Origin of the sequence: Nocardioides sp. URHA0020 (assembly GCF_000620705.1) — a bacterium.
Lineage (GTDB): Bacteria > Actinomycetota > Actinomycetes > Propionibacteriales > Nocardioidaceae > Nocardioides.
Window position 1 is genome coordinate 99,616 of the sequence record NZ_KK211168.1, and the last position, 22,627, is coordinate 122,242.

Annotated in this window: 24 protein-coding genes and 2 riboswitches; of the genes, 10 read left to right on the forward strand and 14 right to left on the reverse strand. The window is 74.4% G+C overall.

From position 1 onward, the window contains the following. Positions 1-19: 19 nt before the first annotated feature. Genes cobF through N542_RS24685 form a run of 4 tightly spaced genes read left to right on the forward strand, consistent with a single transcriptional unit; the run spans position 20 to position 3,544 of the window. Positions 20-787: a precorrin-6A synthase (deacetylating) gene (gene cobF / locus N542_RS0112215; protein ID WP_036507688.1), complete on the forward strand. Its 768-nt coding sequence runs from the start codon at positions 20-22 to the stop codon at positions 785-787. After that, positions 787-1,302 (forward strand): 2'-5' RNA ligase family protein, encoded by a 516-nt coding sequence (locus N542_RS0112220; protein WP_028644150.1) that lies wholly within the window; start codon positions 787-789, stop codon positions 1,300-1,302. The genes cobF and N542_RS0112220 overlap by 1 nt, the downstream gene beginning before the upstream one ends. Then, positions 1,299-2,792 carry a cobyric acid synthase gene (locus tag N542_RS0112225; protein WP_028644151.1) on the forward strand — a complete coding sequence of 498 codons (1,494 nt, stop codon included), beginning with the start codon at positions 1,299-1,301 and terminating at the stop codon, positions 2,790-2,792. The genes N542_RS0112220 and N542_RS0112225 overlap by 4 nt, the downstream gene beginning before the upstream one ends. Continuing rightward, positions 2,789-3,544, forward strand: coding sequence for a cobalt-precorrin-6A reductase (locus N542_RS24685; protein ID WP_051551700.1), 756 nt, complete (start codon positions 2,789-2,791; stop codon positions 3,542-3,544). The genes N542_RS0112225 and N542_RS24685 overlap by 4 nt, the downstream gene beginning before the upstream one ends. On the opposite strand, the gene N542_RS0112235 is transcribed toward N542_RS24685, so the two are convergent. Then, a complete protein-coding gene (locus tag N542_RS0112235; protein WP_028644152.1) occupies positions 3,456-4,361 on the reverse strand; it encodes a cobalamin biosynthesis protein in 906 nt (301 codons plus the stop codon). The genes N542_RS24685 and N542_RS0112235 overlap by 89 nt on opposite strands. A 2-nt stretch (positions 4,362-4,363) precedes the next feature. On the opposite strand from N542_RS0112235, the gene N542_RS0112240 reads away from it, so the two are divergent. Continuing rightward, on the forward strand, positions 4,364-4,882 hold the full coding sequence (locus tag N542_RS0112240) for a bifunctional adenosylcobinamide kinase/adenosylcobinamide-phosphate guanylyltransferase (protein WP_028644153.1): 519 nt from the start codon (positions 4,364-4,366) through the stop codon (positions 4,880-4,882). Between the two features lie 2 nt (positions 4,883-4,884). On the opposite strand, the gene N542_RS0112245 is transcribed toward N542_RS0112240, so the two are convergent. The 9 genes from N542_RS0112245 to N542_RS0112285 all read right to left on the reverse strand — a co-directional run bounded on the left by N542_RS0112245 (position 4,885) and on the right by N542_RS0112285 (position 13,516). Continuing rightward, entirely contained in the window at positions 4,885-5,583 is a 699-nt protein-coding gene (locus tag N542_RS0112245; RefSeq protein WP_028644154.1) for an adenosylcobinamide-GDP ribazoletransferase, read from the reverse strand. Continuing rightward, the gene (cobT, locus tag N542_RS0112250) at positions 5,576-6,619 is read right to left on the reverse strand and encodes a nicotinate-nucleotide--dimethylbenzimidazole phosphoribosyltransferase (protein WP_051551701.1); all 1,044 of its coding nucleotides are present in this window, start codon (positions 6,617-6,619) and stop codon (positions 5,576-5,578) included. Before cobT ends, N542_RS0112245 begins: the two co-directional genes overlap by 8 nt. Continuing rightward, entirely contained in the window at positions 6,616-7,407 is a 792-nt protein-coding gene (locus N542_RS0112255; protein ID WP_028644156.1) for a CbtA family protein, read from the reverse strand. Before N542_RS0112255 ends, cobT begins: the two co-directional genes overlap by 4 nt. Before the next feature lie 12 nt (positions 7,408-7,419). Then, entirely contained in the window at positions 7,420-7,641 is a 222-nt protein-coding gene (locus tag N542_RS0112260; RefSeq protein WP_028644157.1) for a CbtB domain-containing protein, read from the reverse strand. A gap of 151 nt (positions 7,642-7,792) precedes the next feature. Then, complete coding sequence (cobC, locus tag N542_RS28355; protein ID WP_028644158.1) at positions 7,793-8,809, reverse strand: Rv2231c family pyridoxal phosphate-dependent protein CobC; 1,017 nt, start codon at positions 8,807-8,809, stop codon at positions 7,793-7,795. Next, positions 8,802-10,151 carry a cobyrinate a,c-diamide synthase gene (locus N542_RS28360; RefSeq protein ID WP_331279586.1) on the reverse strand — a complete coding sequence of 450 codons (1,350 nt, stop codon included), beginning with the start codon at positions 10,149-10,151 and terminating at the stop codon, positions 8,802-8,804. The genes cobC and N542_RS28360 overlap by 8 nt, the downstream gene beginning before the upstream one ends. Further along, positions 10,148-10,765: a cob(I)yrinic acid a,c-diamide adenosyltransferase gene (gene cobO, locus N542_RS0112275; protein WP_036507690.1), complete on the reverse strand. Its 618-nt coding sequence runs from the start codon at positions 10,763-10,765 to the stop codon at positions 10,148-10,150. The genes N542_RS28360 and cobO overlap by 4 nt, the downstream gene beginning before the upstream one ends. After that, entirely contained in the window at positions 10,765-12,774 is a 2,010-nt protein-coding gene (locus tag N542_RS0112280; RefSeq protein WP_028644160.1) for a magnesium chelatase subunit D family protein, read from the reverse strand. Before N542_RS0112280 ends, cobO begins: the two co-directional genes overlap by 1 nt. 33 nt (positions 12,775-12,807) lie before the next feature. Beyond that, a riboswitch (cobalamin riboswitch) is annotated at positions 12,808-12,962 on the reverse strand. Next, positions 12,956-13,516: an ATPase AAA gene (locus N542_RS0112285; protein WP_028644161.1), complete on the reverse strand. Its 561-nt coding sequence runs from the start codon at positions 13,514-13,516 to the stop codon at positions 12,956-12,958. Its footprint overlaps the riboswitch before it by 7 nt. 30 nt (positions 13,517-13,546) lie before the next feature. On the opposite strand from N542_RS0112285, the gene cbiE reads away from it, so the two are divergent. From cbiE to N542_RS0112300, 3 genes are all read left to right on the forward strand, one after another. Beyond that, positions 13,547-14,776 carry a precorrin-6y C5,15-methyltransferase (decarboxylating) subunit CbiE gene (gene cbiE, locus N542_RS0112290; RefSeq protein WP_231482631.1) on the forward strand — a complete coding sequence of 410 codons (1,230 nt, stop codon included), beginning with the start codon at positions 13,547-13,549 and terminating at the stop codon, positions 14,774-14,776. Then, positions 14,773-15,522, forward strand: a complete 750-nt coding sequence (locus N542_RS0112295; protein ID WP_155993038.1) for a cobalt-precorrin-4/precorrin-4 C(11)-methyltransferase — start codon at positions 14,773-14,775, stop codon at positions 15,520-15,522. The genes cbiE and N542_RS0112295 overlap by 4 nt, the downstream gene beginning before the upstream one ends. Before the next feature lie 94 nt (positions 15,523-15,616). Next, the gene (locus N542_RS0112300; protein WP_028644164.1) at positions 15,617-15,952 is read left to right on the forward strand and encodes a hypothetical protein; all 336 of its coding nucleotides are present in this window, start codon (positions 15,617-15,619) and stop codon (positions 15,950-15,952) included. Between the two features lie 84 nt (positions 15,953-16,036). On the opposite strand, the gene N542_RS0112305 is transcribed toward N542_RS0112300, so the two are convergent. The 4 genes from N542_RS0112305 to N542_RS0112320 form a co-directional block, all read right to left on the reverse strand. Beyond that, positions 16,037-17,542 (reverse strand): precorrin-2 C(20)-methyltransferase, encoded by a 1,506-nt coding sequence (locus N542_RS0112305; protein ID WP_028644165.1) that lies wholly within the window; start codon positions 17,540-17,542, stop codon positions 16,037-16,039. Beyond that, positions 17,539-18,204, reverse strand: coding sequence for a precorrin-8X methylmutase (locus tag N542_RS0112310; RefSeq protein WP_028644166.1), 666 nt, complete (start codon positions 18,202-18,204; stop codon positions 17,539-17,541). Before N542_RS0112310 ends, N542_RS0112305 begins: the two co-directional genes overlap by 4 nt. Beyond that, positions 18,201-19,007 (reverse strand): nitrite reductase, encoded by an 807-nt coding sequence (locus N542_RS0112315; RefSeq protein WP_028644167.1) that lies wholly within the window; start codon positions 19,005-19,007, stop codon positions 18,201-18,203. The genes N542_RS0112310 and N542_RS0112315 overlap by 4 nt, the downstream gene beginning before the upstream one ends. Positions 19,008-19,063: 56 nt before the next feature. Continuing rightward, positions 19,064-19,258: riboswitch (cobalamin riboswitch) on the reverse strand. Positions 19,259-19,267: 9 nt separating this feature from the next. Beyond that, a complete protein-coding gene (locus N542_RS0112320) occupies positions 19,268-20,170 on the reverse strand; it encodes a haloalkane dehalogenase (RefSeq protein WP_028644168.1) in 903 nt (300 codons plus the stop codon). 94 nt (positions 20,171-20,264) lie between these two features. On the opposite strand from N542_RS0112320, the gene N542_RS24690 reads away from it, so the two are divergent. Then, entirely contained in the window at positions 20,265-22,010 is a 1,746-nt protein-coding gene (locus N542_RS24690; protein ID WP_051551703.1) for an arylsulfatase, read from the forward strand. Then, positions 22,007-22,540: a LamG domain-containing protein gene (locus N542_RS26680; protein ID WP_051551705.1), complete on the forward strand. Its 534-nt coding sequence runs from the start codon at positions 22,007-22,009 to the stop codon at positions 22,538-22,540. The genes N542_RS24690 and N542_RS26680 overlap by 4 nt, the downstream gene beginning before the upstream one ends. Positions 22,541-22,627: the final 87 nt, after the last annotated feature.

Consider the following 22,627-nt stretch of genomic DNA (forward strand, 5'->3'; position numbering starts at 1 on the left):
GCAACGGACGGCGCGACCGATGAAGCGGGTCCGGGTCATCGGGGTCGGGCCGGGCGATCCCGACCAGGTCACCATCGAGGCGGTCACCGCGCTGCGCGAGGTCGCGTACTTCGTCGTCACCGACAAGTCCGGCCGCGGCGGCATGCCCGACCCTCTGGTCAACGCCCGCGAGCGATTGCTCGACCGGCACCTCGAGCGAGCGCCGGTGATCGTGCGGGTCGACGACCCCGAGCGCGAGCGCCGTCCGGACCGGACCGCCACGCAGGATGAGTACGACGCGGCGGTCGCGCGCTGGCACGAGGAGCGGCGGGCGGCGTACGAGGAGGCCCTGCTCTCCCACGACGGCGACGCGGGCTTCCTGGTGTGGGGCGACCCGGCGTTCTACGACTCCACGATCCGGATCCTCCAGTCGCTGCAGGCGCGTGGCCGCCTCGACCTCCAGCTGGACGTCGTCCCCGGCATCTCGAGCATCCAGCTGCTCGCCGCCCGGCACCGGATCGTGCTGCACGAGGTCGGCCAGGCCCTGCACGTCACCAGCGGCCGCCGGCTGCACGAGGCGCTCGCCCAGGGGCAGGACAACATCGTGGTGATGCTCAACCGGGTGATCGAGCTCGACGGCCTCGAGGAGTGGTCGATCTGGTGGGGCGCCAACCTCGGCACCGCGTCCGAGGCGCTCGTCGCGGGCCGGGTCGGCGACGTGCTGCCGGCCATCGACGAGGCGCGAGACCGGGTGCGCGCGGCAGCCGGCTGGGTGATGGACATCTTCCTGCTGCGCCGGGAGGCCTGATGGCCCACACGGTGCTCGTCGTCCCGGTGCCCGAGCTGGAGCCGTACGTCCTCGGACGCACCCACCACTACGACGCGTCCTTCGTCTCCGCCGACCCGGCGTTCGTGCACGCGCACATCACGGCGTTGGGCCCGTTCGTCGCCGAGCCGAGCGACGAGGACCTGGCCAGGGTGGGGGAGGTGGCGCGGCGTACGCCGGCCTTCGACTTCGACCTGGCACGGCTGGGGGAGTTCCCGGACGGGACCATCCACCTGCTCCCGGACCCCGACGACCCGTTCCGGGAGCTGACCGCACGCCTGGTCCAGGCGTTCCCCGAGTGCCCGCCGTACGGCGGTGCCGTCCCGGATCCGGTCCCGCACCTCACGCTCGACCGGCGCGCCGACGGCATCGACCGGGCATCCGTGGGCTCGGCCCTGGGCGACACCATGCCCGCGCGCTGCCGCGCCGACCGGCTGGCGCTCCACCGCTACGCCAACCACGGCTGCCGGGTCCTCGCCGAGTGGAAGCTCCCGTGACCGGCCTCCTGGTCGCCGGCACCACGTCCGACGCGGGCAAGAGCATCGTGACGTCCGGACTCTGCCGGGCCTTCGTGCGACGCGGGGTCAAGGTCGCGCCGTTCAAGTCGCAGAACATGTCCAACAACTCCATGGTCGTCGACGGGCCGACCGGCACCGGCGAGATCGGCCGCGCCCAGTGGGTGCAGGCGCTCGCGGCCCGCGTCGAGCCCGAGGTCGCGATGAACCCGGTGCTGCTCAAGCCCGGGAGCGACCAGCGCAGCCACGTCGTGGTGCTCGGCCGACCGGCCGGCGAGGTCTCGTCGCGCGACTTCGTCGACGGCCGGCGGCACCTCGCGGCGGCGGCGTACGACGCCTTCGACGACCTCGCCTCCCGCTTCGACGTGGTCGTCGCCGAGGGCGCGGGCAGCCCGACCGAGATCAACCTGCGGGCCAGCGACTACGTCAACATGGGGCTCGCGCAGCACGGTGGCCTGGCGACGGTGCTGGTGGGAGACATCGACCGCGGCGGCGTCTTCGCCTCGCTCTTCGGCAGCGTCGCCCTGCTGGCCCCGGACGACCAGCGCCTGGTGGCGGGGTTCGTCGTCAACCGCTTCCGCGGCGACGAGTCGCTGCTCGGGCCCGGGCTCACCGAGCTCGAGCAGCTGACGGGCCGGCGGGTGTACGGCGTGCTCCCCTTCAGCTCCGAGGTGTGGCTCGACAGCGAGGACACGCTGGACGTCGGCGACCGGCGGGTGACGGACGGGGCGGCGCCGCTGCGGGTCGCGGTCGTGCGATCACCCCGGATCAGCAACTTCACCGACATCGACGCGCTCGGCCTCGAGCCGGGGGTGGACGTCGTCTACGCCTCCGACGGCCGGTCGCTCGCCGACGCCGACCTGATCGTGCTGCCCGGCTCGCGAGCGACGCTCGCGGACCTGGCGTGGCTGCGCGCACGCGGCCTCGACCGCGCCGTGCTCGCCCACGCCGCCGCGGGTCGGCCGGTGCTCGGGATCTGCGGTGGCTTCCAGATGCTCGGCCGGACCGTGCGCGACCCCGACGGGGTGGAGGGCGCTGCGGGAGCGGTGGCCGAGGGTCTCGGGCTGCTCGACGCCGAGACCGTCTTCGGGGCCGACAAGGTGCTGCGGCTGCCCCGCGGCACCGCGCTGGGAGCGGACGTCGGCGGCTACGAGATCCACCACGGCCGGGTGTCCGTCGGCTCCGCGGAGGGCTTCCTGGGCGGCGCCCGTGACGGCCACGTGTTCGGCACCATGTGGCACGGCTGCCTCGAGCACGACGCCTTCCGCTCGGCGCTGCTGGTCGAGGTCGCCCGGCTCACCGGCCACGCCTGGACGTCGTCCGGCGTCAGCTTCGCCGCCGCGCGCGAGCGCCGCCTCGACCTGCTCGGCGACCTGGTGGAGCACCACCTCGACGTCGACGCGCTGCTCGACCTCGCCACCTCCGGAGCGCCGGGGTCGATGCCGGTGCTGCCGCCGGGGGACCGGCGATGAGGGTCCTGGTCCTGGGCGGTACGGCGGAGGCCCGGGCGCTGGCCGCGATCCTGGTCGGCGCCGGGACCGACGTCATGACGTCGCTGGCCGGCCGGGTGGCCGAGCCGCGGCTGCCGGTCGGCGGGGTGCGGATCGGTGGCTTCGGCGGTGCGGCCGGGCTGGCGGCGTACGCCGAAGACTTCGATGCCGTCGTCGACGCGACTCACCCCTTCGCTACGCAGATCTCGGCGCACGCGGCGCGGGCCTGCGTCGGCGTGCCCCTGCTGCGGCTGCAGCGTCCCGGCTGGGACGGCGACTGGACCTGGGTCGAGGACCACGACGCGGCGGCGACCGCGGCCGCGGGACTGGGGGACCGGCCGTTCCTGACGGTCGGGCGGCAGTCGCTCGACCGCTTCGCCGGGCCGCTGGCCGAGCGCCACGCGCTCGTGCGGGTCGTGGACGAGCCGGAGCTGACGGTGCCGAGCACGTGGGAGGTGCTGCGCGACCGCGGGCCCTACCGGCTGGAGGACGAGGTCGCGCTGATGCAGCGGCACCGCTGCGACGTGCTGGTCACCAAGGACTCCGGTGGCTCGCACACGTGGCCCAAGATGCAGGCCGCGGCGGCGCTGGGCGTCCCGGTCGTCATCGTACGCCGTCCGCCCGCCCCGCCCGGGGTCGAGACCGTCAGCGACGTCGAGGCCGCAGCGCGATGGGTGCGATCGCGACCAGCGCGCCGACCCCCACCCGGCTCGCCAGCCGCCGGGCGCGGGTGATGTCGTGGGCGTCCGGAGCACGACCGTCGCCGAGCACCTGCCGGTCCTCGACCCGACCGGCATAGACGTTGACGCCACCGAGGCGCACGCCGAGCGCGCCGGCGAACGCCGCCTCGACGGGCCCGGCGTTGGGGCTCGGGTGGCCGGGCGCGTCCCGGCGCCAGGCAGCCCGGGCGGCCGACCGGTCCTCGCCCAGGAGCACGGCGAGCGCCGCGGTCAGCCGCGAGGCGGGCAGGTTGAGGACGTCGTCGAGCCGGGCCGCCGCCCAGCCGAACCGCTCGTAGCGCGGGCTCCGGTGACCGACCATCGCGTCGAGCGTGTTGGCGGCGCGGTAGGCCAGCAGCCCCGGCGGGCCGAGCAGGGCGCCCCACACCAGCGGCGCGACGACGGCGTCGGAGGTGTTCTCGGCGACCGACTCGATCACCGCCCGCGCGATGGCGGCCTCGTCGAGCCGGCTCGTGTCGCGGCCGACGAGGTGCGTGAGGCGCCGGCGGGCCCCGGGCAGGTCGCCTTCCTCGAGCAGGCGCTGGACGGCCGCGGCCTCCCGGTCGAGGGAGCGTCCGCCGAGGACCGCCCAGGTGGCGACCGCGGTGCCGATCACGCCCGGTCGGCGCGTGCCCAGCGCCGTGGCGGCACCCACCAGGAGCGTCACGTGGACGACCCCGGGGAGCCGCCGGTCGGCGTACGTCACCCGCTCGAGCGCCGCCGCCGCGCGCCCGAAGCCCGCGACCGGGTGCCACCGCGCCGGGTCGCCCCACCGTCGGTCGGCGGCGAAGCCCGCCACCAGACCGAGCAGCCGCCCACTCAAGGGAGTCATCGATGAGGGTCCTGGTCACCGGCGGCGTCCGGTCCGGCAAGTCGCGGCACGCGGAGGGCCTGCTGGAGGGAGCGAGCGCGGTGCGGTACGTCGCGCCGGGACCGGTGCGCGACGACGCCGACTGGCAGCAGCGGATCGCGGCGCACCGCGCGCGTCGGCCCGACGACTGGAGCACGCTCGAGACCGGTGACCTGGTGACCGCCCTCGCCACCCGGGACGACGTGCTCGTGGACTGCCTCGGCACCTGGCTGACGCGCACGGTCGACGACGTCGGGCTGTGGGAGGCGCCGATGCCCGAGCTGTCGGCGTACGTCGACGCCGAGGTCGACCGTGCTCTGACGGCACTGTCGGCGGCCGGTGGCAGCGTGGTCCTGGTGACCAACGAGGTCGGGATGGGGGTGGTGCCGGGACATCGGTCGGGACGGGTCTTCCGGGACCTGCTCGGGTCGGTCAACCAGCGGTTCGGGGGCGCGTGCGACGAGGTGCACCTCGTCGTGGCGGGTCGGGTGCTGAGGCTCTGAGCTCACAGCCACGCCCAGGTGAGCAGCGTGGTGGCGAGGGCGAGCTCGATGCCGGCCCCGAAGACGTCGCCGGTGACTCCGCCGAAGCGCGTCGTCGCACGGCGCACCAGCAGCAGCACGGCGATCCCGCCGGTGACGGAGAGCAGCACGCCGCCGATCGCCGCGAGCGGCAGCGGCACGGTGCGCGTGTAGGTGTCGCCGAGCCCACCGGGACGAGCCGATGGCACCCGCGAGCAGCAGGTGACCCACAGGGCGCACCGCGACAGGCAGACGAGCGCGCCCGCGAGCAGGGCGAGCGCGGCGGTGTCGACGTACGCCGTCAGAGCGCCGGCCTGGACACCGGCGACCACGACGGTGGTGACCACGCCGGCGGGACCACTGGTGCCGGTCTTCATCACGGCCAGTGATCGCTCGCGGTCGTACGACGCGGTCAGCCCGTCGGCCACGTCGGAGAGTCCGTCCCAGTGCAGGGCGCGGGACCCGGCGGCGAGCGCGCCGACGGCGACGAACGCGACCGCCAGTGGGGGCAGGTCGGCGAGGCCGCCGAGCCAGAGGAGAGCGGCGACCAGCGCGCCGAGGGGCACGACCGCGAGCGGGGCCAGCAGCATCGCGTGGCGCGCCGTCACGCGGTCGACCTGCCGGGGCGCTCGGACCGGGATCGCGGTGAGCGTCCCGGTCGCGAGCCGCCAGGCGTCAGGCATCGGGTGGCAGCAGCTCGGACAGCAGCGCCACGTCGCGCAGCAGCGCGACCGCGCTGCGCAGCACGGGGACGGCGGCCACCGCGCCGCTGCCCTCGCCGAGCCCCAGGCCCAGGTCGAGCACCGGCTCGAGGCCGAGCTTGGCGAGCGCGAGCGACTGCGCGGGCTCGGTCGAGCGGTGGCCGGCCGCGAACCATGCGGCCGCCCCGGGGGCGATCCGGTCGGCGGTGAGGGCGCAGGCCACGGCCATCAGCCCGTCGAGGAGCACCGGCACTCCCTGGCGGGCGGCCTCGAGCAGGTAGCCGGTGCTGGCCGCCAGGTCGGCGCTGGCGAGGGCGGTGAGGCACGCGACCGGGTCGTCGGTCCGGTCGGCCGTCCGGTCGAGCGCCTGCTGGAGGACGTGCTCCTTGTGGGCCAGCGCGGCATCGTCGATGCCGGTGCCCCGGCCGACGACCTCGCTGGCCGGCAGTCCCAGGCCGGCCGCGACCAGAGCGGCCGCCGGCGTGGTGTTGCCGATGCCCATGTCGCCGCTGAGCAGCAGCTGCGCGCCGGCCGCGATCTCCTCGCGGGCGACGATCGCCCCGGCCTCCAGGGCCCGCCGCGTCTCCTCGGCGGTGAGGGCGTCCTCGAGGTGGATGGCGCCCGAGGAGCGGCGCACCTTGTGACGGCGTACGTCGTCCGGCACCCCCACCAGGTCGTCGTCGACCCCGAGGTCCAGCACCCGGACCGCGACACCGTGCGCCCGGGCGAGCGCGGAGACCCCGGCCCGGCCGGCGAGGAAGGTCCGGACCATGGCGGCGGTGATCTCCGGCGGGTACGCCGAGACGCCGTGCCGCGCGACGCCGTGGTCACCGGCGAAGATCACCAGGCGCACGTCGGTCAGCTCGCGGGGCGGGCACTCGCCCTGCGTCGCGGCCAGCCAGACCGCGAGATCTCCCAGCCGCCCCAGGGCACCTGGCGGCGTGGCCAGGGCGGCCAGGCGCTCGGCACCAGCCGCCGCGATGTCCGGGGAGGGGGCGTCGACGGACGACGCGGTCACAGGCTGGCCGCCAGCTCGCGTCGCTCGGTCCGGGCGACGTCCTGGCGGTGCAGCCGACCGACCAGTCCGGCGAGACCGATCCCGATGCCGGCCCAGAGCGTGGCGGAGGTGATCAGCGAGGCCCGCCGGAAGTACCAGAGCAGGTCGGCGGGGAAGTCGCCGAGCTCGTCGACCGTCGGGAGCAGCTGGCCGGCGACGACCATCGCGACGACGTACAGGCCCGCGCCGGACAGCACCCCGGCGTACGCGCCGGAGTGCTCGCTGACCCGCACGGCCACCAACGTCGACAGCGCCGCGAACGCGAGCGAGACGAGCAGGAACGCGAAGTACCAGCTGGTCCGGTCGCCGATGGTCTCGCCGCTGCCGACCGCGGGCGGCGTCGCGGGGTACTTCAGGAACGGCACCAGCGCGAAGGAGACGAAGCCGATCAGCGCGACGGTGGCCGTGGACTGGCCGGGGGTCATCCGGCCGAGGCGGCCGACGGCGGCTGCGGCGAGCAGCGCGACGATGCCGCCGAGAGCGGTGCCGACGACCAGGGTCCCGGTGAGCAGACCCCAGGTCCGCTGGTTGCCGCGGGAGACGACGGTCCCGTCCTCCTCGTGCGTGTGGCCGGCGGTCGCCCCCTCGTGGGTGTGCCCGTCGGCGGACTCAGTCGCGGGCCGGGCCTCCTCGAGCGCGATCGCGGCCTCGACGTGCGGCTCACCGACCTGGTGGGCGACGAGGAACGTGGCGAAGCCGGCGAGCAGGCCGACGAGCAGCCCCCTCACGAGCAGGGCTCGTGCGGTCACGTCAGCGCCCGCTCAGTGGCAGGGGTAGCCGAGCAGGTGCCGGCTGTCGTGGACCCACTCGTGGACCGCGTTGCCGGACGGGATCGAGACGGCGCCCTGGTCGGCGCTGATGAAGAAGAGCGCCAGGATGGCCAGGAGCCCGAAGAGGAGGGCCCACGGGGCGATCTCGCGGAAGGGGATCGAGGGGATCTCGACGGCGGGCCCGGCGACGGGGATGGCAGACGACTGCGACATGGTGCCTCCTCAGGGATGCGTGCGTCCCTGTTCGAATGGGTGGAAGCGGACCTTCGGGTCTGACTTCACCGCACTCCGGATGGTGCTCGGAGGCGATGTCACAGTAGCGCGACTGTGCCGGAGTCTCACCGGCTTCCTCGTGCCCGCGGCGTCAGCCTAGGGCATCGAGCGACAGGGCGGACAGCGCATCCAGGAGCGACCTGGTCCGCGCCGGTGGGCGTACGGCGATCCGCACCCACGTGGCGTCGAGACCGGGGAACGTGTCGGCCCGTCGTACGGCGACGCCGGCGTCGCGCAGGGCGCCGTGCACGCCCTCGCCGACCCGGGCGAGCACGAAGCTGGCCTGCGACGGGAGGTGGTGGATCCCCATGGTTGACAGGGATTCCTGCAGTTCGCGACGCCACGCGACGATCTGCTCGGCTCGCCGGTCGGACTCGGCGGCCGCCTCGCGCGAGCAGCAGGCGACCATCGCGGCGGACGCGCTGCTCGAGACCGACCACGGCACCTGCCCGGTCCGCAGGTCGGCCACGAGTGCGGGCTCGGCGAGCAGGTAGCCGGCCCGCACGCCCGGGATGCCCCAGTGCTTGGTGAGGCTGCGCGTCACGACCAGACCGGGGTGCCGGTGGGCCGTGAGGGTCTCGGGCTCACCGGGCACCGCGTCCATGAACGCCTCGTCGACCACCACGACGCGGCCGTCGCGCAGCAGCGCCTCGATCGTCGCGCGCGGGTGCAGCACGCCGGTCGGGTTGGTGGGGTTGCCGATCACGACCAGGTCCGCGTCGTCGGGCACGGCGCCGGGGTCGAGCACGAAGGGCTCGGGCAGCACCACCTCGGTCACCCGGTGCCCCGCCTGCTCGAGGGCGGCGTGCGGCTCCGTGAACTGGGGGTGCACGACCACTGGTCGCGACCACGCGCGGAGCCGGGCGACCAGCCAGAACGCCTCGGCCGCACCGGCGGTGGCCAGCACATCGCCCGGCGCGCGACCGTGCCGGGCGGCCAGGGCCGCCTCGGCCGTCGCCGCGGACGGGTAGCGGCCGGCGGCGTCGAGGCCCGCCTGCAGCGCGGTGTCGAGCCACGGCGGTCGCGGCCCGTCGTACACGTTGACGGCGAAGTCGGCCATCCCGGCGCGGACCTCGGCGTCGCCGTGGTGCCGCAGGGGCTCATCCATGCCGGTGCACCGCGTCGGCGAAGCGCCGGGCCAGCTGCGGGTGCCCGGCCCAGTGGGTGTGGAGGTACGACGCGTGCAGGGTCTCCGAGGCGAAGCCCACGTCCTGGCCCTCGACCGTCCAGGCCGCGCGTCGGCCGGCGCTCGGCGCGACGTGGGTGCGGTGGAACTCGTGGGCGGTCACCGTCTCGCCCGCCCGGGTCAGCAGGTTGTCGGTCACCGCCGTCATCGTGGGGTAGCGCAGCGTCAGCCGCTCGGTCATGGCCGCCGTCGCCGCGACCGCGCCGACCATCGGGGAGAGGTCCAGGGACTCGCACAGGTAGAGCAGCCCGGCGCACTCGGCCACGGTCGGGACGCCGTCCGCGACCGCCGCCGCGAGCTCCCGACGCAGCGTCATGTTGCCGGTGAGCTCCCGGGCGTGCACCTCGGGGAAGCCGCCGCCCAGGTAGATGCCCGCGGTGCCCTCGGGCAGGTGGGGGTCGACCAGCGGGTCGAAGCCGACCACCGCGCACCCGGCCGCCCGGAGCAGCTCCTCCGTCTCGGCGTAGCGGAAGGTGAACGCCCGGCCACCCGCCATCGCGACCACCGGAGCCGGGGCGGTCGAGGGGGGAGCGGCCGCACGACCCAGCTCGGCGACGGGGTCCCACGGAGCCGCGTCGAGGTCCGGCGCGGTCCGCGCGATCGCCAGCACGGCGTCGAGGTCGACCAGCGTGGCGATGCGCTCGGCCAGCGTGTCCAGCGCGTGCCGGGCCTCGTCCCGCTCCGCGGCGGGCACCAGGCCGAGGTGGCGCGACGGCACGGCGAGGTCGGGGTCGCGCCCGATGATCCCGAGGACCGGGAGCTCGATCGAGTCCGCGACCTCGCGCGCCTGCCGCGGCGACCCGGCCTGGTTGAGGATCACGCCCGCCACCTGGACGTCGGGGTCCCAGGTCGCCATGCCGTGCACGACGGCACCGATGGAGCGCGACGAGCGGGAGATGTCGACGACCAGCACGACGGGTGACCCGGTCAGCTGCGCGACGTGCGCGGTCGAGGCGAAGCCGCGCCCGCCGATCCGGCCGTCGAAGAGGCCCATCACGCCCTCGACGACGGCGACGTCGGCGCCGGCGGCGCCGTGCAGCAGCAACGGCACGATGCGGTCCTCGCCGACCAGGTGCGGGTCGAGGTTGCGGCCGGGGCGACCGCAGGCGAGCGCGTGGTAGCCGGGGTCGATGTAGTCGGGGCCCACCTTGTGCCCTGAGACGGCGTGGCCGGCCCGGGTCAGCGCCGCCATCAGGCCGGTCGCCACGGTCGTCTTGCCCTGACCGGTGGCCGGGGCCGCCACGACCACTCGCGGCAGGGTCACCACTCGATGCCCCTCTGGCCCTTCTGGCCGCGGTCCATCTGGTGCTTGACCTTGGTCATCTCGGTGACCAGGTCGGCGGCCTCGACCAGGCGCGGATCGGCCCGGCGGCCGGTCACCACGACGTACTGCCGACCGGGGCGGTTCGCGAGGGTCTCCACGACGTCCTCGACGTCGACCCAGCCCCACTGCATCGGGTAGGTGAACTCGTCGAGCACGTAGAGGTCGTGCGTCTCCTCCGCCAGCCGACGCTTGATCTCGGCCCAGCCCGCCGCGGCGTCGGCGGCGTGGTCCTCGGCCTCACCGGCCTTGCGCGACCAGGACCAGCCGGAGCCCATCTTGTGCCACTCGACGGGCCCACCCTCGCCGGTCTCGGTGTGCAGCCCGCCGAGGCGCTCGAGCACCGTCTGCTCGCCGATGCGCCACTTGGCCGACTTCACGAACTGGAAGACCCCGATGTCCCAGCCCTGGTTCCACGCCCGGATCGCGAGCCCGAACGCCGCCGTCGACTTCCCCTTGCCGTCGCCGGTGTGCACCATCAGCAGCGGCTGCTGGCGGCGCTGGGCCGTGGTCAGGCCGTCGTCGGGGACGGTGATCGGCTGCCCCTGCGGCGCCATCAGGCGGCCCGCCCACGGATCGCCGAGGTCAGCGCCTCGGCGCTGACCTCGGCGATCGGCACGTGCTGCGCGCCGAGGTGCTCGGCCAGCACCTCGGCGAGACCCAGGCGCAGTCCACCGGTCTCGCAGTCGACGACCAGGCTGTCGATCCCGGCTCGCACCAGGAGCCCGGCGGCGTCGCGGGAGCGGCGTACGGCGTCGGCGCCGCTGGTCGCGCGACCGTCGGTCACGACGACGAGCAGCGGCCGTCGTCGCGGGTCCCGGACGCGTTCGAGCTCGAGCACCCGGCCCGCCTCCAGCAGGCCCTCGGCGAGCGGGGTGCGCCCACCCGCGGGCAGCCCCTCCAGCCGGGCGGCCGCGATGTCGACCGAGTGCGTGGGTGGGAGCGCCAGGTCGGCGCCGGCTCCGCGGAAGGTCACCAGCCCGACCTTGTCGCGACGTCGGTAGGCGTCGAGCAGCAGCGACAGGATCGCTCCCTTGACCTCCTCCATGCGCCTGCGCGCGGCCATCGACCCCGACGCGTCCACGCAGAAGAGCACCAGGTTGGACTCCTGGCCCTCCCGGGTCGCGACCCGCAGGTCCTCGGCGCTCAGCAGCAGGCGGCCCGTCGTACGCCCGCGAGCCATCTGGTGGGGCGCGGCCGCGCGCACCGTCTCGGTCAGGTGGATCGCGCCGTGCCGACCGGCGCGGGCACCGACGCGCCGACCGTTGTCGGTGATCGCGCGGCTGCGCCGGCCGGCCTCCCCGGCGCCGGTCCCGCGGACGGTGAAGAGCTGCGGGCGGTAGGTCGCGCCCGCTCCCACGGTGGACTCCTCGCTCGCGCGGTCCCCGGACGGCTGCGGGGTGGACTCCTGGACCGCAGGTGCCCCGGTCTCGGGCGGTTGCTGCGCGGACTCCGCGGCCTCCGTGGACCCCGTGGACTCCGCGGCCTCCTCGGTCGCCGGGTCGCCGTCGTGGCCACCACCGGGAGGCTCCGGATCCGGCTCGTCGTCGCCGGGCCCGTCGTCGCCCAGCACCTCGTCGAGCAGGTCCTCGTCGAGCCCGGGAGCGTCGAACGGGTTGCGCCGGCGCCGGTGCGGGAGCGCGAGGAGAGCGGCCGCACGGACGTCCTCGGTGGTGACGGAGGCCCGCCCGTGCCAGGCGGCGTGGGCGACCGCCGTCCGCGCGGTGACGATGTCGGCGCGCATCCCGTCGACCTCGCACGCCGCGCACAGCTCGGCGATCCGCAGCAGCATCTCGTCGGACAACTCCACGGAGGCGACCCGGGTCTGCGCCACCTGGATGCGCTCGGTCAGCGCGTGCTCCGCCTCGGCGTACGACGCGGCGAAGGAGCCGGGGTCCGCGTCGTAGGCCATCCGCCGTCGTACGACGTCGACGCGCAGCGCCGGGTCGCGCGGGGCCGCCACCTCGACGGTGAGCCCGAACCGGTCGAGCAGCTGCGGCCGGAGCTCGCCCTCCTCGGGGTTCATGGTGCCGACCAGGACGAAGCGGGCCGCGTGCTCGACCGACACCCCGTCGCGCTCGACGGTGGAGCGGCCCATGGCGGCGGCGTCGAGGAGCAGGTCGACGAGGTGGTCGTGCAGCAGGTTGACCTCGTCGACGTAGAGGATCCCGCGGTGCGCCTTGGCGAGCAGCCCGGGCTCGTACTCGGCCCTGCCCTCCGCCAGCGCCCGCTCGAGGTGCAACGAGCCGAGCACCCGGTCCTCGGTGGCGCCTACCGGCAGCTCGACCAGGCGTACGGCACGGGTCTCCACCGCCGCGTCCGGCGCGAAGGGACCGTCCGGCGACAGCGGCGACGGCTCGCGGGGGTCGCTCGAGAACCGGTCGCCCGCGACGACGTCGATCGGCGGCAGCACGGCGGCCAGGGCTCGCACGATGGTGGACTTCGCGGTGCCCTTCTCGCCGCGCACGAGGACGCCGCCGATGTCGGGGGACACGGTCGTGAGGATGAGGGCCAGCGCCATCTCGTCGGAGCCGACGACGGCGCTGAAGGGGTACTGCTGTGGCATGAGAGGCTCCCGCTCGCTCGCCAACGGACATCGGATGATGCGTGGCGCGGGGCCGGTCTTCGGACTTCCGTGGTCTCCGTGTCCGGATGGACGCAGAGCCGCGGTCACCGCAGCGGGCCTGTGCCGGACTCTCACCGGCTTCCCAGATTCTCCCCGAGCTTCGGGGCACCTCGTGCCGCGGTCAGGCTAGCGGCACGAGCGCGGCGCGGACCCAGCGGTCCACGTCGCTCGTGCGCCGCAGGCGTACGACGACCAGGTGCGGGTGCGCGGCGGCCAGCGCCGGGATGCGCTCGCGGTTGAGGTTGCGGGTGCTGATCGACCACCGCACGACGTGCTCGGGATCGGTGAGGAACGTGTGCAGCGGCGGCTCGACGTTGCCGTTCCACAGTCGCTCGCGTCGCAGCCGCCGCCGCAGGGTCCGGCGTACGACGCGCCCCAGCACCACCGGGTAGGGCAGGTCGAGCCACACCAGGGTGTCCGCGCGCTCGGCGAGCAGGCGGCGCACCGGCGAGTACTGCCACTCGGTGACCCACGACTCTGCGCTTGTGAAGGCCTCGACGTCGGCCTCGAACTCGGGACGAGGGGTCCAGCCGGTGCCGTGGAAGAGCGCGTCAATCTCGGTGTGCCGCAGGCCCAGCACGTCACCGATCCGGGCGGCGAGCGTGGTCTTGCCGGAGCCGCTCACCCCGGCGACCAGGATCCGCCGCGGACGGTGCGGGAGCGGATCGGTGGCGGTCAGCACCGCGGAATCCTACGACTAGGGTCTTGCCCCGTGCCGAGCCCCGAGGACCGCGAGCCGCTGACGGACCCGCTGATCACCGTCATCGGGATCGGCGCCGACGGCTGGACCAGCGTGCCGGAGTCGAGCTGGCGACGGCTCCTGACCGCGGACGTCATCCTCGGCGGCGCCCGACACCTCGCGATGCTGCCGGACACCCTCGACGTCGTCCGCGAGCCGTGGCCCTCGCCGCTGCGCGACCACCTGCCCGCGCTGCTCGAGCGCCACGCCGGTCGCAACGTCGTCGCCCTGGCGTCCGGCGACCCGCTCGTCTCCGGGATCGGCTCCACCCTGATCGCGCTGCTCGGCGAGGGCGCGGTCCGGATCGAGCCCGCGCTGTCCTCGGTGGCGCTGGCGCGGGCCCGCCTGGGATGGCCGGCCGAGGCCTGCTCCGTCGTGACCGTGGTCGGGCGCGACCTGCATGCCGTGCTCCGCGAGCTGGCCCCCGGCTGGCGGGTCGTCGTGCTCTCGTCCGACGCGAGCACGCCCGACGAGCTCGCGCGGCTGCTGGTCGCGCTGGGCTACGGCGAGAGCCGGATGACCGTGCTCGGTGATCTGGGTGCGCCCGAGGAGTCCCGGTCCGAGGCCACGGCCGCGACCTGGACCGGCCCGGCGCCACGGCTCAACGTCATCGCCCTCGACCTGCGGGGTCCGGTGGTGGCAGCCTGGACGGCCGGTCTCCCGGACGACGCCTTCGACCACGACGGGCAGCTCACCAAGCGCGACGTGCGCGCCAGCGCCCTGGCCCGGCTCGCCCCGCAGCCCGGTCAGCTGCTGTGGGACGTCGGGGCCGGTGCCGGCTCCGTCGGCATCGAGTGGATGCGCGCCCACCCGCGCTGCTGGACGATCGCCGTCGAGTCCGACCAGGCGCGCGGCCAGCGGATCGCCCGCAACGCCGCCCGCCTCGGCGTCCCCACCCTGCGGGTCGTCCACGGACGTGCCCCGGTCGTGCTGGACGACCTGCCCGCGCCCGACGCGATCTTCGTCGGCGGGGGAGCGACCGTTCCCGGGCTGCTCGAGGTCTGCCGGGAGCGCCTGGCCCGCGCCGGCCGCCTCGTCGTCCACGGCGTGACGCTCGAGACCGAGTCGCTGCTGGCCGCAGCGTACGGCGAGCACGGCGGCGAGCTCACCCGGATCTCGGTCGAGCACGCCGCCCCGATCGGGTCCTTCAGCGGCTGGACCCCGGCCCGCGCCGTCACCCAATGGAGCTGGAGCAAGCCATGACCGTCCACTTCGTCGGCGCCGGACCGGGCGCCGCCGACCTGATCACCCTGCGCGCCGCCACCCTGCTGGCCGGCGCCGACGTCGTGCTCTACCCGGGCACGTACCTCGACGACGCGGTGCTGGGGCACTGCCGCGAGGGAGCGCGCCTGGTGGACACCCAGGGCCTCGACCTCGAGGCCATCGTCGGGGAGCTGGTCGCTGCCCACGAGGCCGGCGAGGACGCCGTACGCCTGACCTCCGGGGATCCCTCGCTCTACTCGGCCGTCGCTGAGCAGACCCGGCGCCTGGACGTGGCCGGTGTGCCGTGGGACGTCACCCCCGGAGTCCCGGCGTACGCCGCAGCCGCGGCCCTCGTGGGACGCGAGCTGACGGTCCCGCTGGTGTCGCAGTCGGTGGTGCTGACGCGCACCCAGGCGCGGTCGACCGCGATGCCGGAGACCGAGTCGTTGGCGGCGTTCGCGGCCACGCGAGCGACGCTCGTGCTGCACCTCGCGATCACTCGCATCCGTGAGCTGATGGTCGAGGTCGAGGGGGAGTACGGCCCGGACTGCCCGGTCGTGGTCGTCTTCCGGGCCTCCCAGCCCGGCGAGCTCGTGCTCACCGGCACGATCGGCGACATCGCCGCCCAGGTGGAGGCCGCCGGGCTGCGGCAGGCCGCGGTGGTCCTGGTGGGACAGGCGCTGGCCCGCGACGGCGGCGAGTCCTGGCTGTACGCCGGGACGCGCGATCGTCGCCCGGTTGTCTAGTCAGGGGTTACGGACGGCCGGGTCGGGAGAAGACACAGGCGGGCGACCGACGCGTAGACGGCGTCGTCGGTGCCCCGAACTCGGAAGAGGTCCCATGAACAAGCGCGTACTGTCCGCAGCGGCTTCGGCGGCTCTGGTCCTCACGGTCGCCACCGGATGCGGTGGCGACGGAGGCGGACGTCCGTCGGTGGACGAGATCGCCGACGGCATCCAGGGCGGCGCCCTCGGCTCGGACGTCTCCGACAAGGTGGCCACCTGCGTGGCCAAGGCGTTCCACGACTCCGACCTGTCCGACGACGCGCTGCAGGCGATCGTCGACAACGACAAGGACTACAAGGGCAGCAAGGAGGACACCAAGGCGCTCTCCTCGGTGTCGAGCGAGTCCGTGACGAAGTGCATGGGCGTCGAGCTGCCCGACACCGACCAGTAGCGGGCCGGGCCGACCGCGCGGCGATGGGGCCCACTGAGCCCCATCGCCGCGCGCGTCGCGTCGGTCACCCGGTCGAGCGGGCGATCAGCCGACCGAGCGTGGGGTCCAGACCGCACCGGTCGGGCTGAGCGTGGTGCTGGAGGCACCCACGATCAGCAGGCACTTCATGTCGACCGAGTCGGCGTCGAGCTCGCCCAGCGTGGTCACGGTCAGCGACTCCTCGGCGCGCCCGACGTCGCGCCCGACGACGACGACGGTGTCGGCAGAGCGTGTCTCCAGCAGGATCTTCTGGGCCTCGACCACCTGGTGGGTCCGCGAGCGCGACGCCGGGTTGTAGACCGCCAGCACCAGGTCGGCCTCGGCGACGGCGCGCAGCCGGCGCTCGATCACCGACCAGGGCTTGAGCCGGTCGGACAGGCTCAGCACCGCGAAGTCGGCGCCGATCGGCGCACCCGCCCGCGCCGCGACCGCCTGCACGGCACTGACGCCGGGCAGCACCCGGACCGCCACCCCGGCGTACACCGGGTCGGAGGCCGCCTCGTAGACCGCCGACGCCATCCCGAACACCCCGGCGTCGCCCCCGGACACGACGGCGACCCGCTCGCCCGCGAGCGCCAGGTCGAGCGCGTGCCGGGCCCGGTCGAGCTCCACGGTGTTGCCGGACGCGTGCCTGGTCAGCCCGGGCCGCTGCGGCACGCGCGCGACGTACGGCGCGTAGCCGATCACGTGGTCGACGCCCTCGAGGGCGGCGCGCGCCTCGGGCGTGACCCAGGCGTCCGGGCCGGGCCCGAGCCCGACGACCAGCAGCTCTGCGGCCCGCTCCGCCGGCGCCGGAGCGGGTGCCGTGCGCCGTCCCATGCCGTGGAGCGAGTCGCCGGGGACGATGACCAGCGAGAAGTACGGCACCGAGTCCGGGTCGACGTCGGCGACCGGCAGCCAGCGTTCGGCGGGCATCGACGCCCGCTCGACGTACACGGCGTGCTCGAGGCGACCGGCCGCTGCCAGGGCTCGGCGCACGGCGGGGAAGGTGCGCCCGAGCTTCATGATGATCGCGCCGTCGGTGTCGGCCAGGCGGCGCGCGAGCTCGGGCTCGGGCAGGGTGCCCGGGAGGATCGTCAGCACGTCGGTCTGCCGTGCCAGCGGCGACGCGGCGGCGGCCGACGCCGCGGCGAAGGCGGGCACCCCGGGCACGATCTCGGTCTCGTACGCCGGCGCGAGCCGGTCGTGCATGTACATGAACGAGCCGTAGAAGAGCGGGTCCCCCTCGGCGAGCAGGACCACGTCGCGACCGGCGGCGAGGTGCGCCGCCAGCCGGTCGGCCGCGTCCTCGTAGAACTCCGCCATCGCCCCGGCGTACCCACCGGGGTGCTGGGTGCCGCCCGTCGTGACGGGGTAGCGGAGCTCCTCCTCGACGACGCCCTCGGGGATCAGCGAGGCGGCGATCCGACGCGCGTTGGACGACTTGCCGACGCCTGCGTGGTAGGCGACGACGTCGGCCGCGGCGATCAGGCGGGCCGCCTTGAGCGTGATCAGCTCGGGGTCGCCCGGCCCGACGCCGACGCCCCAGAACCTGCCTGCCGTGGTGCTCACTCCGCCTCCTGGGCCAGTGCGTTGATCGCCGACGAGGCCATCGCGGAGCCGCCGCGGCGGCCGCGGACGGTCACGTACGGCAGGTCGATCCCGTGGTCGGCGCCGAGGGACGCCAGCGCGGCCTTGGACTCGGCTGCGCCGATGAACCCGACCGGGCAGCCCACCACCGCCGCCGGCCGTGGCCCCCCGGCCAGCACCATCTCGAGCAGGTGGAAGAGCGCGGTCGGTGCGTTGCCGATCGCGACGACCGCGCCGTCGAGCAGTGGCTCCCAGAGCGAGACCGCCGCCGCCGTGCGCGTGGTGCTCCACGCGGCGGCGAGTGCCGGCACGCGGGGGTCGGTGAGGAAGCAGTGCACGTCGTTGCCGGCGGGCAGGCGGCCGGCGGTGACGCCCATCGCCACCATCCGGGCGTCGCAGAGGATCGGTGCACCGAGCATCAGAGCGGTGCGGGCGGCGGTGACCAGGTCCGGGTGGATCTCCAGGTCCCGGACGAGGTCGACCTGTCCGGAGCCGTGGATCATCCGGACGGCGAGCTTCTCGGCATCGGGCGGGACGGCGGCGAGGTCCGCCTCGCGCCGGATCGTCGCGAACGAGTCGACGTAGATCGCCGGCCCGTCGTCGACGTACGGGTAGCGCCGCGGCGGTCGGGACGGCCCGCTCATGCCGGCACCAGGACGCCGCGCCAGGGCGTCACCACCAGGTCGACGTCGAGCGCCCCGAGCGCCGGCTCGACGACGCCGTACGGCGCCGCGACGTGCTCGCCGCCGGGGACCGGGCCGTACGGGAGGGCTGACGTGCGCTCGGGGACCGCGTCGTCGGGTGGGAGCGGATCGAGGAGGGGGACGGGGAGCTCCGAGACGTGCCACTCGGAGGTCCTGGTGTCGACGAACGAGCGCGCGAGCGAGACCAGCGCGGACGGTGCGGCGGTGAGGGGGATGGCCGGGCCCCAGAGGTCGCCGGCCCGCAGCTGGGCGGTCCGGTCGTCCAGCGCCACCAGGCCGAGGTCGAGCGGTCGGCCGAGCAGGTCGCCGCGGCCGTCGTCGAGCACGAAGAGGAACCGCCCCGGCAGCTCGGCGAGCGCGGGGTCCGCGCAGAGCAGTGCGTCCAGCTCCGCGACCACGGGCCGCAGGTCAGCGCGTCCGCCGGCCAGTCCGGTCTGCGGCGAGGTCGTCAGGTTGCGAGCGAGCTCGTGGGTGCGCGACGGCAGCAGGCCGGTCGCCTCGATCGCGGCCACCACCTCCGGTGTGATCCGACCGAGACCCCGCAGCTGCAGGTTGGCCCGGCCGGTGAGGTGCACGTCGCCGTCGCCGTACGTCGCGGCGACGTCGTTCAGGGCGCGCAGGCCGCGGCCGGGGAGGCGGCCTCCGGCGAGCCGGAGGCGGATCAGGTTGCCGTCCTCTGCGGCCCAGGGTCGGAAGACTCCCGGGCATCGGTCCGGTCGGGAACGGGTGCCGCTGCTGGTCACGAGAGGGTCCTCCGCGGTCAGGGGCTCGTACGCGGAGCCCGCGGGGTTCCTCACCACTGGTGTCGTGAGGGCCAGCAGGTCTTCGGACTCGGGATCGACCGGCACGGGACGCCTTCCCAGGTCCCTCGTCGCCGAGGAGCCCAGTGGCACTGCATGTCCCGCCCGTCACCCTTACCGCTGCGCGTCAGTCCCGGACTCTCACCGGGTTCCCTGACCACCGAGGTGGCACAACTGGCACGCCGGACTTTACCGGATCGCGGTCAGCCGACGAACGCCACCAGCCGGCGGGCGACCTCGGGACCCTGGTCCTCCTGCAGGAAGTGGCCACCACCCACGATCGTGGTGTGCGGCTGGCCGGCGGCGCCGGGCACGTGCTCCTGGAACCACCGCTCACCACCACCGGTGATCGGGTCGCTGTCGGAGAAGAGCGTCAGGAACGGCTTGTCCCACGCGGCCAGCACCTCGCGGGCCGCGACGTTGGCGGCACTCGCCGGGTCGTCGGCCGTGGTCGGCACCAGGGTCGGGAAGATCCGGGCTCCGGCCTTGTAGGAGTCGTCCGGGAAGGGCGCGTCGTACGCCGCGACGACGTCGGCGGACGGAGGTGTCACCACCCCCATGCTGACGATCGCCCCGAGGTCGAAGTCCGGGGTGGTCTGGGAGAACTGCTGCCAGGCCAGGAACGCCTCGCTCATCGGCTCGTGGCCGGTGGGCAGCCCGGTGTTGCCGATGGCGACGCGGGTGAAGCGCTCCGGGTGCTCGGCCACCAGGCGGAGCCCGACGAGGCCGCCCCAGTCCTGGGCGAAGAGCGTGACGTCGGTCAGATCCAGCCGGTCGAGGAGCAGGCTGCGCATCCACCCGACGTGCCGGGCGTAGGTGTAGTCGTCGCGCTCGGTGGGCTTGTCCGAGCGCCCGAAGCCGACCAGGTCGGGCGCGATGCACCGCAGGCCGGCATCGACCAGCACCGGGATCATCGTGCGGTAGAGGTAGCACCACGACGGCTCGCCGTGCATCAGCAGCACGACCGGACCGTCGGCCGGTCCCTCGTCCAGGTAGTGCACCCGCAGCGATCCGCCCTCACCGTCGGGCACGTCGGCGTAGTGCGGGACGAACGTGAAGCCCGGCAGTGACTCGAAGCGCTCGTCGGGGGTGCGCAGGACCTTCATGCCGTGCTCCTCGGGTCGGGGTGCATGACGCGCGCCCAGCTTTGCGGTTCTATCATTTGGCACTGCTCTTGCCAATAGTTGCTAGCGTCCACCCATGATCGGACGCACCTTCGCCGAGTCGGCGCCGTCGTTTCCCGCACCGGTCCGCGCCCGGGAGGGAGCGCCCAACGTCGTCTACGTCCTGTACGACGACCTCGGCTTCTCCGACCTGGGCTGCTTCGGCTCCGAGATCGCGACGCCGACCGCGGACCGGCTGGCTGCGGAGGGGCTGCGCTACACGAACTTCCACGTCACCCCCCTCTGCTCGCCGACCCGGGCCTGCCTGCTGACCGGGCGCAACCACCACGCCACCGGGATGGGGCTGCTGCCCAACTTCGCGATGGGCTATCCCGGCTACCGCGGGGAGCTGCACCACTCGACCGCCACGCTCGGGGAGATGGCGCAGTCGCAGGGCTACACGACGCTGGGGGTCGGCAAGTGGCACCTCACGCCGATGAACCAGTTCACCGGGGCCGGGCCGTTCGACCAGTGGCCCCTGCAGCGTGGGTTCGACCGCTACTACGGCACCCCCGACGGCATGACCAACCAGTGGCGCCCCGACCTGATCGAGGACAATCACTGGACCGAGATGCCGGACGACCCGGACTACCACTTCACCGCCGACGTCGTGGACCGGGCGATCGGCTATGTGCACGACCACCGCAACGGTGACGCGGAGAAGCCGTTCTTCCTGTACGTCGCCTTCTGTGCGCCGCACTTCCCCCACCACGTCCCGCAGGAGTACGTCGACAAGTACGTCCCGGTCTTCGAGAAGGGCTGGGACGCCACCCGAGCGGACCGGCTGGCCCGCCAGCGGGAGCTCGGGCTGGTCGACGCCGACACCGCGCTGCCCGAGCGCAACCCCGGCGTACGAGCGTGGGAGGACTACGCGCCCGACGACCAGGAGGCGATGGTGCGGCTCCAGGCGGCGTACGCCGGGATGGTCGAGCACACCGACGAGCACCTCGGCCGGCTCGTGGCCGAGCTCGAGGCGATGGGGGAGCTCGACAACACCCTCTTCGTCCTCTTCAGCGACAACGGCGCCAGCCAGGAGGGTGGCGAGGTCGGCTCCATGAACGCGGTGAAGTTCTTCACCGGCTACGACTCCCCGGAGCAGGAGCTGGCCGTCGTGCGCGAGCACCTGGACGAGATCGGCATGGAGCAGTGGGTCAACACGTACTCGGTCGGCTGGTCGATGGCCGGCAACACGCCGCTCAAGCTCTGGAAGCAGGACACCCACGGCGGCGGCGTGCGGTCGCCGCTGATCGTGCGGTGGCCCGGTGACATCACCGACCCGGGCGGGATCCGCACCCAGTTCCACCACGCCATCGACATCACGCCGACCGCGCTGGAGATCACCGGGATGACGGCTCCCGAGGTGGTCAAGGGCGTCGAGCAGCGGCCGCTCGACGGGGAGAGCCTGCGCTACACGTTCGGCGACGCGGCGGCGCCCACGCGACGCACCGTGCAGTACTTCGAGATGAACGGGCAGCGCGCGCTGTGGCAGGACGGCTGGAAGGCGGTCGCCCACCACGAGCCGATGCTCAGCCCGCTCCTGGTGCTGACCGGCGAGGCGGCGCGGGTGACGAACTTCGACGCCGACCGGTGGGAGCTCTACCACCTCGACTCCGACTGGAACGAGCTCCACGACCTGGCGACGGAGCAGCCCGACCGGCTGGCCGCGATGGTCGAGCTGTGGTGGGCGGAGGCCGCGCGCAACGACGCGCTGCCCCTCGGTGCAGTCATCAACGGCATGGACGGGCCGATCATCACGGGCCGGTACGACCAGGGGCCTCGATGAGCCGCTGGACGCTCTACCCGGGGCCGAGCCGGCTGCCCGACGCGGCCGCGCCCGACGTACGCGCCCGGTCGCACTCGATCGCGGCCGACGTCCTGCTCGCGCCCGGGCAGGGTGGGGTGCTGATCGCGCACGGTGACCGGACGTCCGGGTACGCCGTACGCATCGCCGACGGGCACCTGGTGCACCACTACGTGCACGGTGGCGGCCTCAGCTCGACCGTGTCGACGTCGCGGGTCCCGGTGGGTCGCCCGGTGCGGGTCGAGGTGCGGGTGCGCCGTGCCGGGCCCGGGGGCACCGTCACGCTGAGTGTCGACGGCGTCGAGGTCGGCGCCGGGACGATCCCCTCGCTGGCGCGAGCGCGGACCGGCTACACCGGCGTCGACGTCGGCTGCGACCGCGGCCTCACCGTCGGCGAGTACGCCGCCCCGGCCCGCTTCACCGGCCGCTTCAGCCGGATCGACATCGAAGCCGCCGACGACCAGCTCCTCGACCAAGCCGCCACCTGGGCCATCACCGACGCCACCGCCTGACCCCGATACGCGTCCCCGGTGGTGGAGGAGGTGTCGTACGTCGTCCCCGGTGGTTGAGGAGGCGCGCCAGCGCCGTCTCGAAACCCC

Coding starts and splice junctions, on each gene's coding strand:
- cobF (WP_036507688.1), top strand. CDS start 20: ATGAAGCGGGTCCGGGTCATCGGGGTCGGGCCGGGCGATCCCGACCAG.
- N542_RS0112220 (WP_028644150.1), top strand. CDS start 787: ATGGCCCACACGGTGCTCGTCGTCCCGGTGCCCGAGCTGGAGCCGTAC.
- N542_RS24685 (WP_051551700.1), top strand. CDS start 2,789: ATGAGGGTCCTGGTCCTGGGCGGTACGGCGGAGGCCCGGGCGCTGGCC.
- N542_RS0112235 (WP_028644152.1), bottom strand. CDS start 4,361: ATGACTCCCTTGAGTGGGCGGCTGCTCGGTCTGGTGGCGGGCTTCGCC.
- N542_RS0112240 (WP_028644153.1), top strand. CDS start 4,364: ATGAGGGTCCTGGTCACCGGCGGCGTCCGGTCCGGCAAGTCGCGGCAC.
- N542_RS0112245 (WP_028644154.1), bottom strand. CDS start 5,583: ATGCCTGACGCCTGGCGGCTCGCGACCGGGACGCTCACCGCGATCCCG.
- N542_RS0112260 (WP_028644157.1), bottom strand. CDS start 7,641: ATGTCGCAGTCGTCTGCCATCCCCGTCGCCGGGCCCGCCGTCGAGATC.
- cobC (WP_028644158.1), bottom strand. CDS start 8,809: ATGGATGAGCCCCTGCGGCACCACGGCGACGCCGAGGTCCGCGCCGGG.
- cobO (WP_036507690.1), bottom strand. CDS start 10,765: ATGGCGCCGCAGGGGCAGCCGATCACCGTCCCCGACGACGGCCTGACC.
- N542_RS0112280 (WP_028644160.1), bottom strand. CDS start 12,774: ATGCCACAGCAGTACCCCTTCAGCGCCGTCGTCGGCTCCGACGAGATG.
- N542_RS0112295 (WP_155993038.1), top strand. CDS start 14,773: ATGACCGTCCACTTCGTCGGCGCCGGACCGGGCGCCGCCGACCTGATC.
- N542_RS0112300 (WP_028644164.1), top strand. CDS start 15,617: ATGAACAAGCGCGTACTGTCCGCAGCGGCTTCGGCGGCTCTGGTCCTC.
- N542_RS0112310 (WP_028644166.1), bottom strand. CDS start 18,204: ATGAGCGGGCCGTCCCGACCGCCGCGGCGCTACCCGTACGTCGACGAC.
- N542_RS0112320 (WP_028644168.1), bottom strand. CDS start 20,170: ATGAAGGTCCTGCGCACCCCCGACGAGCGCTTCGAGTCACTGCCGGGC.
- N542_RS24690 (WP_051551703.1), top strand. CDS start 20,265: ATGATCGGACGCACCTTCGCCGAGTCGGCGCCGTCGTTTCCCGCACCG.
- N542_RS26680 (WP_051551705.1), top strand. CDS start 22,007: ATGAGCCGCTGGACGCTCTACCCGGGGCCGAGCCGGCTGCCCGACGCG.